This is a genomic window from Nostoc sp. (assembly GCF_036916735.1).
Classification (GTDB): Bacteria; Cyanobacteriota; Cyanobacteriia; order Cyanobacteriales; family Nostocaceae; genus Nostoc.
Genome location: NZ_JBALFV010000002.1, coordinates 203069 through 214971, shown reverse-complemented (window position 1 = coordinate 214971; position 11903 = coordinate 203069). Strand labels below are relative to the sequence as shown.

The 11903-nt window shown below is 43.6% G+C and carries 8 protein-coding genes and 1 pseudogene; 7 read left to right on the top strand and 2 right to left on the bottom strand.

Annotated features, from left to right (window positions below; genetic code table 11):
* The 4 genes and pseudogenes from V7L20_RS01880 to V7L20_RS01865 form a co-directional block, all read left to right on the top strand.
* Positions 1 to 123: pseudogene (locus tag V7L20_RS01880) on the top strand (photosystem II D2 protein (photosystem q(a) protein)); the annotation flags it as partial.
* Positions 107 to 1498: a photosystem II reaction center protein CP43 gene (gene psbC, locus V7L20_RS01875; RefSeq protein ID WP_334742423.1), complete on the top strand. Its 1392-nt coding sequence runs from the start codon at positions 107 to 109 to the stop codon at positions 1496 to 1498. The pseudogene V7L20_RS01880 and the gene psbC, both read left to right, overlap by 17 nt.
* Before the next feature lie 128 nt (positions 1499 to 1626).
* Positions 1627 to 1809 (top strand): PCP reductase family protein, encoded by a 183-nt coding sequence (locus V7L20_RS01870; RefSeq protein ID WP_334742422.1) that lies wholly within the window; start codon positions 1627 to 1629, stop codon positions 1807 to 1809.
* Between the two features lie 24 nt (positions 1810 to 1833).
* Positions 1834 to 2490, top strand: coding sequence for a Uma2 family endonuclease (locus V7L20_RS01865; protein WP_334742421.1), 657 nt, complete (start codon positions 1834 to 1836; stop codon positions 2488 to 2490).
* A 20-nt stretch (positions 2491 to 2510) separates the two neighbouring features.
* On the opposite strand, the gene V7L20_RS01860 is transcribed toward V7L20_RS01865, so the two are convergent.
* A complete protein-coding gene (locus tag V7L20_RS01860; protein ID WP_334742420.1) occupies positions 2511 to 3347 on the bottom strand; it encodes an SWIM zinc finger family protein in 837 nt (278 codons plus the stop codon).
* A gap of 402 nt (positions 3348 to 3749) precedes the next feature.
* Here V7L20_RS01860 and V7L20_RS01855 point away from each other — a divergent pair, with 402 nt between their 5' ends.
* Positions 3750 to 4937 (top strand): FAD-dependent oxidoreductase, encoded by a 1188-nt coding sequence (locus tag V7L20_RS01855; RefSeq protein ID WP_334742433.1) that lies wholly within the window; start codon positions 3750 to 3752, stop codon positions 4935 to 4937.
* A 252-nt stretch (positions 4938 to 5189) separates the two neighbouring features.
* Here the strand turns inward: V7L20_RS01855 and V7L20_RS01850 are convergent, their stop codons facing one another.
* Positions 5190 to 8501 carry a DEAD/DEAH box helicase gene (locus V7L20_RS01850; protein ID WP_334742419.1) on the bottom strand — a complete coding sequence of 1104 codons (3312 nt, stop codon included), beginning with the start codon at positions 8499 to 8501 and terminating at the stop codon, positions 5190 to 5192.
* Positions 8502 to 8629: 128 nt separating this feature from the next.
* Between V7L20_RS01850 and V7L20_RS01845 the strand changes: the two genes are divergently transcribed.
* Positions 8630 to 9175: a GNAT family N-acetyltransferase gene (locus V7L20_RS01845; protein ID WP_334742418.1), complete on the top strand. Its 546-nt coding sequence runs from the start codon at positions 8630 to 8632 to the stop codon at positions 9173 to 9175.
* A 101-nt stretch (positions 9176 to 9276) separates the two neighbouring features.
* Complete coding sequence (locus V7L20_RS01840) at positions 9277 to 11433, top strand: polyribonucleotide nucleotidyltransferase (RefSeq protein ID WP_334742417.1); 2157 nt, start codon at positions 9277 to 9279, stop codon at positions 11431 to 11433.
* Positions 11434 to 11903: the final 470 nt, after the last annotated feature.

The following is an 11903-nucleotide window of genomic DNA, read 5'->3' as shown; positions in this document are numbered from 1 at the left end:
ACCTTCTATACCAAAAACATTTTGCTCAATGAGGGTATCCGCGCTTGGATGGCTCCTCAAGATCAACCCCACGAACAATTTGTATTCCCTGAGGAGGTATTACCACGTGGTAACGCTCTCTAATAGACCAAATTTATTAGGCGGCACTGGACGCGACCAAGAATCCACTGGCTTTGCCTGGTGGTCTGGTAACGCACGTTTAATCAATCTATCTGGCAAACTACTGGGCGCTCACGTTGCCCATGCTGGTTTGATTGTATTCTGGGCTGGAGCGATGACTTTGTTTGAAGTCGCTCACTTCATTCCCGAAAAACCCATGTACGAGCAGGGCTTGATCCTGTTACCTCACCTTGCTACCCAAGGTTGGGGTGTTGGCCCTGGTGGTGAAGTAATCGATACCTTCCCCTACTTTGTTGTCGGTGTACTCCACCTAATTTCCTCAGCCGTCCTTGGCTTTGGTGGTATCTATCATGCCGTCCGTGGTCCAGAAACCTTAGAAGAATACTCTTCTTTCTTTGGTTACGACTGGAAAGACAAGAACAAGATGACCAACATTATCGGATTCCACCTGATTATTTTGGGATGCGGTGCGCTGCTGTTGGTGCTAAAGGCAATGTTCTTTGGTGGTTTGTATGACACCTGGGCACCAGGCGGTGGTGACGTTCGGATTATTACTAATCCGACACTGAACCCAGCAGTCATCTTCGGTTATGTAATCAAGTCTCCCTTCGGTGGCGAAGGGTGGATTGTCAGCGTAGATAACTTGGAAGATGTGGTCGGTGGTCACATCTGGATTGCCTTTATCTGTATTGCTGGTGGTATTTTCCACATTCTTACCAAGCCTTTTGCTTGGTCACGTCGTGCATCCATTTGGTCTGGTGAGGCTTACCTCTCTTACAGCTTGGGCGCTCTCTCACTGATGGGCTTTATTGCCTCGATCTTTGTTTGGTTTAACAACACCGTTTACCCCAGCGAATTCTTTGGCCCTACCGGCCCAGAAGCTTCTCAAGCTCAGGCTTTGACCTTCTTGATTCGTGACCAACGCTTGGGTGCTAACGTCGGTTCTGCCCAAGGCCCGACAGGATTGGGTAAATACCTGATGCGCTCTCCAACTGGTGAAATCATCTTCGGTGGTGAAACCATGCGCTTCTGGGATTTCCGTGGTCCTTGGCTGGAGCCTCTACGTGGTCCCAATGGTCTTGACTTGGAAAAAATCAAGAACGATATTCAGCCTTGGCAAGCTCGTCGCGCTGCTGAGTACATGACCCATGCTCCTCTGGGTTCTCTGAACTCTGTGGGTGGTGTAGCTACCGAAATTAACTCCTTCAACTACGTATCTCCTCGCGCTTGGTTGGCGACTTCTCACTTCGTACTAGGATTCTTCTTCTTAGTTGGTCACTTGTGGCACGCTGGTCGCGCACGAGCTGCGGCTGGTGGTTTTGAGAAAGGAATTAACCGTGATACTGAGCCAGTGATGTTTATGGACGACCTAGATTAGGTTGTAAAGTTTTTTTATCACTGACAATTAAATAGTTTAGAGGCTCTTGCATAAAAGCAGGGGCTTTTTTTATAGGAAAATTAATAGTCTATTGATTAACTGAGCAACTTACCAAAATAATTAATACTATGAGCGATTCCAATTTTATTGAAACTTTGCCATGGACATCTGAAGCTAAGGAAAAATTGCAAAATATTCCCTTTTTTGTCCGCGCTCAAGCTAGAGCCAGACTTGAACAACTGGCTCGTGAGGCAAACCAAGAGATTGTGACAGCCGATTTGGTAGAACAGGCTAGGCTTGAGTTTGGATAATAAAACATTCTGGAGGTCGTAACAATGACAGTAGCCAAGAATCGAGCAGACCGAGTAATGCTTTATGACATTAGCTGGCAACAGTTTGAAAATCTTCTAAAAGACTTGGGAGAGCATCGCGCAGCACGGTTAGCTTACGATCGCACTACTTTGGAAATTATCACACCTTTACCTGAACACGAACATTACAAAGAGGTAATTAGCGATTTGGTCAAAGAAATCGCTGATATATTGGATTTGGACTATGAAAGTTATGGTTCGACTACCTGGAAGCGAGAAAGCCGAATGGCAGGGGTAGAGTCAGATAACTGCTTCTATTTCCAGAATGAAGCTACGATTCGGGGTAGATTGGATTTGGACTTGAAACAAGACCCACCGCCTGATTTGGTACTGGAAATTGATATTACCAATAAATCTCTAAATCGTTTTCCCATTTATGCCCGTCTGGGAGTACCAGAACTCTGGTGTTACGACTCCGGTGAACTCAAGATTTATCACCTGCAAAATGGCGAGTATGTCGAGTCAGAGAAGAGTCTAGTGTTTCCTACTTTAGAAATTCGATATCTGCCGAAATTGATTGAACAAAACCGGGCAGATGGCAGACGAGCAATTCGTCGGGCGGTGCAGGAATGGGTGAGGAAAGGCGGAAACGGTAAACTACCCACTAAATCTAATTCATAATTACGAATTACGAATTATTATCAACTTCCTCCCACATTCATTGCTGCTAAAAAAGCTTTCTGGCTCACATCTCTGTAAACTGTATTTAAATACTTCATTACTACATCACTGGAAGTTGAATTTACTGCATTTTCCTCTTCCTTCGCAAGGGGGATTGCTCCTAATACATCTAAAACCATCTCATTAGTGGACGGCGCAATCACTACTAATGATGACTCTAGTGGCTCACTGTATTGCCAGAAGGAGTCAATTTTTACCGAAGATTTGTTATTAGGAATTGACTGTTGAATATCGGGCTTTTCTGTGGTGTTAGGTTGAATCTTGGCGCTACGTAATTGGCGTAAATCGCTGATAATTTGCTCTTTGGTGCGTCCGCGCAATTGAAATAGTACAAAGGGGTCTTCACTGAAGCGATCGCCTAACTGATAGTACAGAGCACCAATGTGTTTACAGGGATTTGCTTTATCAGGACAAGAGCATTTACTCTGGACATCAGCAAGGGTAAAAGGAAATATCGAAAGACCATTAGCCGTAAACACTTCTTCTATATTTTGTGGCATTTCTCCTGCTAGTAATTTTGCAGCAAAAATTGCCTTTTGGGACATGCTTTCAATTACATAACCCCACTGTTCATCACTAAAAGGTTCAAGGGAAAGGGAAACCTTATAAGGTTCTACTTCACTACCTTGCACTCTAGCCAATACTTTCGCACCTTTGAATTCGATGCTTAAAACATTTCCTTGACGAGCATAGTTTCTTGCACGTTCTAAACGCTTTTTAAAACGATAGGAATCTAGTAAATCTAGCCATTGTTGTGACCACCATTCTCGACTTGCTTGTAATGTGTAATTAGTCATAAGTCAATTTAAAATTATGGAATAGATGCGCGATTTATCATTTTATGACAGCTACTTAAGACTATAGCGCTTATAGTTGGGAGCATATCAGTTTTGTAAATATGCAAATATACTTACAGACTAGAAGTCTGGGACAAAATAGGGGCATAAAACCTTAATTACGAATGCAGTTTGTGTTCGGACCTCGTCTTATTTACAAGATGCGCTCGTATTGATCACGGTCTTTGGCGGGAAATGCAGTTTTAACTTTATCAACACTTTAGTTTTTCAGCAAAACTTTATTCAGATTAATCACTGCATTGCCCCATTCGTCCTGAGTCGGAACCCACTTTTTGGTATCGTAATGATGCTCCTCAGTTTAAATTAATCTCTAAAGTCATACTTTGGAACAAGGTGAACAGGATGATTAAAGTCAATTCGACCGATAATGTCTTAGATGTCGCGATCATTGGAGCTGGCCCAGGTGGACTCTGTGCCGCTCATGCTTTAGCACGACTTGGCTTCTCTATCGGGGTTTTTGAGCAAGCCCACCTGTTGCGACCAATTGGTGCTGCCCTGGGGATGGGTGATTCCGGCTATGCTGCTCTAGCGGAGATTGATACTGAACTGGCGCAGCAGGTGCGCCAGTTGGCGGTAAATCCCAAACAGCAGATGTTGATGCGGCCAAATGGCGAGGTTCTTTTTGCTGATGAATCCCCGCTTGCCGGGACAGGCTTCACCTGGCTATGCTGGTATAATCTACAGACCTGTCTTTATAAAGCATTGCCTACGACGGTATCACTTCATCTCAACCATACCCTTATCGGTTTCACTCGGACTTCAGTCCAGGGACAAGAGCAATTGCATTTGAAATTCCGTCAACAGGAAGATGTCTGTGCCCGACTTCTAATTGGTGCTGATGGTTATAACTCTGCGGTGAGAAGCATTACCGTTGCAGATGGTACCCCTCTTTATACAGGGACCATGACCTGGAGGGGGATTGTAAAGCGGAAAAACTTGCCTCCACTTGCCGCTCCCTTCATTGAATCTGCTGGATTTCAACTTGTGGTTGGAGAAAAAAAGAACTTCTGGATAATGGATGCAGGTACAGAATTACTTGCCTGGGGTGGCACAGCCCTACGTTTGAATCACTCGAAAAGTCCATCAGCGCTAGAGACGGCACTGCAAATATTTGAGCAATGGCCCTCTGTGGTTGAAAGTGTGATTAGAGCCACTGAGCCTGCGGCCATCATCGAAACTGGTGTCTTCGACAGGGAACCAGTGCCGCAGTGGGGGGACTTGAGACGTGTGACCCTCCTGGGTGATGCAGCTCACCCAATGCGGCCATCGTTGGGATTGGGGACAACTATGGCCATACAGGATGTGGTTGCCTTGGCTAAGGTTCTAGCATGTACTGATTTAGCTGATGGGGAACAACTTGGCCTTGCTCTACGCACTTACGAACAGGAGAGGATTGCCATTTCGGCCCCGTTACAGCGCCTTGCCCGACAGGAGGGTGCTAATTCCCATGCTGAAGATCAGGCAGAGCAGCTCAAAGAAAGATTTTTATCTGCGCTGGCAGAACGTAGGCAGGCATCCCAGAAGCACTAAAGTGGTGAGTGAAAATTCTTGCTACCGGGGTTAAATGAGCAGTGATTCTGAAAGTTATAGCAAGGGACTGGGGACTGGGTAAAAAGTCTTTTTGTGTCAAAGTTTTATCATCTGTTGATGTCCTAATCACTAAGGCTTTTGCTATATACACAAGGAACTGATGAGCTACTTTCAACACTGTGTAACTTGTCAGTTTATTGTTAACTAACCATCGGAATTAGTTCAAAAAGGATTAAAGTACTTACTACGAAATTATTCAGCATCATCGTCAATTACTGCACTGCGATCAAGTATTAATAAGTTGCGAAGTTGGTCTGTATCCAGTTCTGTCAACCATTCTTCACCAGCACCTACAACTTGTTCAGCTAGTTGTTTCTTACTTTCAATCATATCATGAATTTTTTCTTCTAAAGTGCCTGTGCAAACAAATTTATGTACTTGCACATTCCGGGTTTGACCAATGCGAAATACTCTGTCTGTGGCTTGATTTTCTACGGCTGGGTTCCACCATCTATCAAAGTGGAATACATGATTTGCTCGTGTTAAATTCAGTCCTACTCCACCTGCTTTTAGAGAAAGAATCATAATCGGTGGCCCTTGAGGATCGTGTTGGAAACGGTCGATCATTTCCTCTCGTTGTTTTTTACTGGTGCTGCCATATAAAAAGAATATTTCTCGCCCAAGCTGTTTTTCTAAATAGGGTTTAAGTAATTTCCCCCACTCAGCAAATTGTGTAAAAATTAAAGCTCTATCACCTTCATCTAAAACTTCTTCTAACATTTCTTTTAGCCGCAGAAGTTTGGCTGAATTATGTTGCTCTAATGTCGCTTGTTTCAAATATTGGGCTGGGTGATTGCAGATTTGTTTGAGTTTAATTAATAAAGCTAAAATCATCCCCCGACGTTGCAATCCTTCAGCAGATTCTATCTCGACTAAAGATTGTTCTACAACTTGTTGATAAAGTGCAGCTTGTTCACTAGTTAAACCGCAAAATACGGTCATTTCTTGCTTATCTGGTAAGTCTTGAATGATGTCGCGATCGCTTTTCAATCGCCGCAGTATAAATGGTTGCACTAATGAACGTAATTGAGTCAAAGAAGCTGTATCTCCATACTTTTCAATTGGCATGGCAAACCGACGCTGAAAAAATTGCTTATTGCCTAAATACCCTGGATTGAGAAAATCCAAAATAGACCAGAGTTCTTGTAGTCTATTTTCTACTGGTGTCCCTGTCAACGCAATCCGAAATGTGGCTTCTAATTCCCGCACTGCTTTTGACTGCTTCGCCTCTGGGTTTTTTACATTTTGGGCTTCGTCTAAAACTATTATTTGCCAAGAGACACTTTGCAATGACTTGATATCTCGGTGAAGAAGTGAGTAGCTGGTAACGATTAAATCGTGTTTTTTCACTGCCTCTAAAAATGCTTTCCCTTTGGGGCGTTTGTCACCGTGATATTGCAAAATTTTCAGGCTTGGAGCAAATTTATTGACTTCCCTTTCCCAGTTGCCTAAAACAGAAGTTGGACAAACTAATAGTGTTGGATTTTCTAGTGCATCCTGTTCTTTGAGATGCAGAATAAAAGCAATAAACTGCACGGTTTTACCGAGTCCCATATCGTCGGCCAGACACGCACCTAAGCCCCAACGTTCCAAGAATGATAACCAAGCAGCACCACGTTCTTGATAAGGTCGTAACTGTCCTTTAAAGCTTGTCGGTGTGGGTAAAGGTGCGATCGCTTGATTATTTGTTAACGCTCCAATCAACTCTTGCAATGCCCCAGATGCCTCAAAGCTGACCACTGGTAATTTTTCAATTACCTGGGTATCCCCTGTACTGAAACGCAAGGCATCTTCCAAGGAAAGCGCCATTTGGTCTTTGCGAGTGGTAAAAAAAGTTTGGGCTGTCTTAATATCTTGGGGGCGCAATTCCACCCACTCACCATTAATTTCTACTAACGGACTATTTAAAGCCACAAGTTTATCAAACTCAGCTTTAGAAATAGTTTGTCCACCAATTGCTAATTGCCATTGGAAATTCAGCAAACTTTGCAATCCTAAACGTCCCTGCTTTTTCTTTGGAGTTTCAGCAGTAATTTTCAAACCCAAACGGTTCGCCCATCCTTCACGGTTCGTTAAACTGGGAGGCAAAATTACTCCCAAACCACTGTCTTCTAACCTCCAAGCTACAGCTTTGATAAACTCATAAGCTTGAATGGGGGTGATACGAGAAAATTGGGGATATTCGGTTTCAAAACTGAGTGCGTAGGCGCTTTGCGCCTTGTCACCAGACATCGCTGGATATAATCGGGAAGCTACCCCCAAACCTCGCAAAAATGTTTCCTGTGGTTGCTCAATTGTTCGATTTTTATAAACCAATCGTTCAACTGGATTGTTCCAAATAGTTGCTGCATCTACCAAGAACTCAGGATCATCAGCCGCTTGCAGGAAATACGCCAATGTCCAATCTGTTTCGCCAGACTCTGGAGAACGCAGTTGAAAACAAGTACGAAATAGAGTTTTAAGAGTTAATTGGTATTGTAGCGGCATTGTCCAAGCCTTCAGTGCCGCTTCCAGTCGTTCCATTTCAATTGCATCTGCATTGACTATATGAGATGCACTTGTTAACGCTTGCAACCACTGTCGCACCCCACTTGGTAATGCCATCGCCTTAGCTTCCATTGGAGGCTGAGAACCCACCATCCCTCGCACTTGGGTATCTATCGTACTGTTAAGAAATCCCAAAAGTAATTCTTGAGGTTCGCCTGGAAAGTCTACATAAAGTAGGGATTGGGAAAACTCCTCCCCAGTCCCTAGTCCCTCCTGATAAGTACGACAAACCAACGGCATATTCGCAGAAAATTTTTCTAGACGGGTTCCATCTACTGCACTGTCTAGAAGTACTTGCCACTTAGCAGCGAATGTACCATCTGATTGTCGCTCAATTGTTGGTAAAAACTTACACCGCGAGATTAAATCTAAACTCCACCGGGCAACCTGCGACCAAAAACGTAAATCTCCTCCTAAAAAGGCATCTTCTCCTTTAGCGGCATTTAGGGGAATAGCAGCGAGAAATTTTACTGCTTCGCTGGGGTTAAGACAAAAACCTTCAACTCGCCACGGTTGCAAATATTGCGGCGATTCTGTATCTAACCCTAAGCTGGCAGAATGTACAGGGATCGCTGTTGTTCCTTCGCTAGTGCCTTCTGGGATATAAGTTGGTAGGGCAATGATTTGCGAATGCGTTGGTAAACTGATCTCAGTGACACTGGCGGCTTTGCGTGTTAGCGTAGCTCCTCCTTTGGAGGCTCGTCCAGTAGTAGCCATGCCTTTGCCACCGCCAGGGGCGAACGCAAGTTGAGGTTGCTGGATAAAGTTGGTAATTGCCATGTTCTGCAATTGCAACCACTCATTCAATTCAACTGATGTCATCGCCAATGGATGTAGTGGTATATCTCCAGCTCCATTAGGCTCGAAATTCACTCGTGGCGATCGCCAAGTTTCTCCCCAAATAAATAAACAACCTTTTTGACTTTTTAGTAAATAATTACAGTGTAAAATCGCCATTTGCTAACTACTTATATTTCCCAAAATTACACAATTAAAAACACAATTATTCTAATTTTTACATTTTATCAACAAGATTATTTAGCTCAAAATTACATATAATTTATTTAGCATCACAATTATTAATAATGATTTTTCCCCTAATTCAAGTTTTAAAAAGCGGGATAATAGTTGAACTAGATTATATGCATCCTCAAGAACAGGAGGTTGTTAGAGCATTACTCAATGTTTTCTTGATTGAAGGTAAAACTTATCCTCAAAAGGAACCTCTATCTCAGGCAGAATTTTCAGCTTACTGGTTGAGTAAGGATGCATTTGTTGTCAGGTCATCTGTTCAGGATGCTACACACAAACCAAAAGAAATATTAGGGGCGTTTTATTTAAAACCAAACTTCCCTGGTCGGTGTTGCCATATTTGCAACGCTGGTTTTATTGTACAACCTGAGTTACGTGGTCAGGGGATCGGGCGGTTCATGGGAGAGGCGATGCTCTTAATAGCAGCAAACCTGGGCTATGAAGCAGTAATGTTTAATTTGGTCTTTGAAACTAATATACCTTCAATTACACTTTGGCAGTCGTTAGGATTTGAGATCATTGGGCGCATTCCGCGTGCGGTGAAGCTAGGGGATCAACAAATGATAGACGCGCTAGTGATGTATCGTGCTTTAGGTTGAAGTACTTATCTATCTTTGTATGTACTAGAAGTCAGTCATAGTGCATAAATGTTAGGATTGCCACAGAAAGAGAATAGCGAAAGAGAAGGGAAAAAAACTGAATGGCAGAAGTTGATAAGTCAATATCCTTCGATGGAAGGGATATTCGACTGAAAGTAGGCCTACTAGCTCCCCAGGCTGGTGGGTCGGTTTTGATAGAATCAGGGGACACATCCGTTTTAGTGACGGCTACGCGATCGCAAGCCAGAGAAGGCATTGATTTTCTTCCCCTTACAGTAGATTATGAAGAAAGGCTATATGCCGCTGGTAGGATTCCCGGGGGAATCATGCGCCGCGAAGGTCGTCCACCAGAAAAAACAATTCTTACCAGCCGCCTTATAGACCGCCCCATGCGTCCCCTTTTCCCCTCATGGTTACGGGATGACCTGCAAATTATTGCCTTAACACTGTCGATGGACGAGTTAGTGCCACCCGATGTGCTAGCAGTTACAGGTGCTTCAATTGCTACCCTGATTGCCCAAATTCCTTTTAATGGACCAATGGCAGCAGTGCGGGTTGGTTTAATGGGAGATGATTTTATTATTAACCCCACTTATGCAGAAATTGAAGCTGGAGACTTGGATCTGGTAGTAGCAGGTTCACCAGATGGCGTGATCATGGTGGAAGCGGGAGCCAATCAATTGCCAGAGCGAGATATTATTGAGGCGATTGACTTTGGTTATGAAGCAGTGCGGGACTTAATCAAAGCGCAGCAAGATTTAGTAGCAGAACTGGGTTTAGTAATAGTGCAAGAAGCACCACCACAAGGAGACCAGACGCTAGAAAATTATATCCGCGATCGCGCTAGTGGTCAGATTAAGAAAATCCTGTCTCAATTTGAATTCACCAAACCCGAACGCGATGCCGCTTTAGATGTCGTTAAAGATGAAATTGCCACAACAATCACCGAACTGCCAGAAGAAGATCCAATTCGAGTTGCCGCAACTGCAAATAGCAAGGCACTTGGTAACACTTTTAAAGATATTACCAAATACTTCATGCGGCGACAAATCGTCGAAGATAACGTTCGCGTTGATGGTCGTAAACTTGATGAAGTGCGACCTGTTTCTTGTTTAGTTGATGTTTTGCCAAAACGAGTCCACGGCAGTGGTTTATTTAACCGAGGGCTAACTCAGGTATTATCCACTTGTACTCTGGGTACACCGGGGGATGCCCAAAACCTCAACGATGACATGCAGCTAGATCAGCACAAACGTTATTTGCATCATTACAACTTCCCGCCTTTCTCTGTTGGAGAAACCAAGCCAATGCGGGCCCCAGGAAGACGCGAAATTGGTCACGGCGCATTAGCAGAACGAGCGCTATTACCTGTAATACCGTCAAAAGAACAATTTCCCTATGTGATTCGCATTGTATCGGAAGTACTTTCCTCCAACGGTTCCACCTCAATGGGTTCAGTCTGCGGTTCCACCCTAGCCCTGATGGATGCTGGTGTACCAATTATCAAACCCGTCAGTGGCGCGGCAATGGGTCTGATTAAGGAAGGGGACGAAGTGCGAGTCCTCACCGATATTCAGGGCATTGAAGACTTTTTGGGCGACATGGACTTCAAGGTTGCCGGGACGGATACCGGAATTACCGCCTTACAAATGGATATGAAAATCTCCGGTTTGTCGTTGGAGGTTATTGCCCAAGCCGTTCACCAAGCTAAATCAGCCCGGTTGCACATTCTGGAGAAAATGCTAGCCTGCATTGATACGCCACGGATTGAAACCTCAGCTTATGCCCCACGTCTATTAACAATTAAGATTGATTCAGACATGATTGGTTTGGTGATTGGGCCTGGAGGCAAGACGATTAAGGGGATTACAGAAGAAACTGGTGCGAAAATTGACATCGAAGATGATGGCACTGTGACAATTTCTGCTGTGGATGAAAACAAGGCCAAGAGAGCCAGAAACATCATCCAAGGCATGACCCGCAAGTTGCACGAAGGGGATGTCTATGCAGGACGCATTACTCGGATTATACCAATAGGTGCATTTGTGGAATTTCTGCCTGGAAAAGAAGGGATGATCCACATCTCACAACTAGCTGACTACCGCGTTGGCAAAGTTGAGGATGAAGTAGCGGTGGGCGATGAAGTGATTATCAAAGTGCGCGAAATTGATAACAAAGGTCGGATTAATCTCACCCGCTTGGGTATCCACCCAGATCAAGCAGCAGCAGCACGGGAAGCTGCGGCGGTGAATCGGTAACTCGATTTGGGATTTTAGATTTTATCTAATCTAAAATCCGCGATGCCTACTGTGAAGGCATCGCCGTATGCTTCTCTAAATTAGTTGCAAAAATATTAAATTGATGGCAATAAGACAGTAATAAATTTTTTAATCGCGCTTATAGTTGTTCAACGACGTTTTTACATTATTTATATTATTTTGGCAAGTCGTAATTAAAGTAATTTAAACTACACTTTTTATCTATTTACAAATTGAGCAGATTGCCCGATTATAACTACACAAGACAAAATGTGATGAACAACACTTTGTTTTATAGAATCTATTTGGGATCTTTTCTAGACATATAAGGGTTGCGAGAAGGCCGTTTTAAACAACCTACTAACTGGAGGGTGGGAAATCATAAAGCAATTGCTGTAAAAGTATGAAATCAGGTTTTGTACAAGACTTGTAGACAGAAAAATAGATATCAAATGGGTTCTATAAGAAGT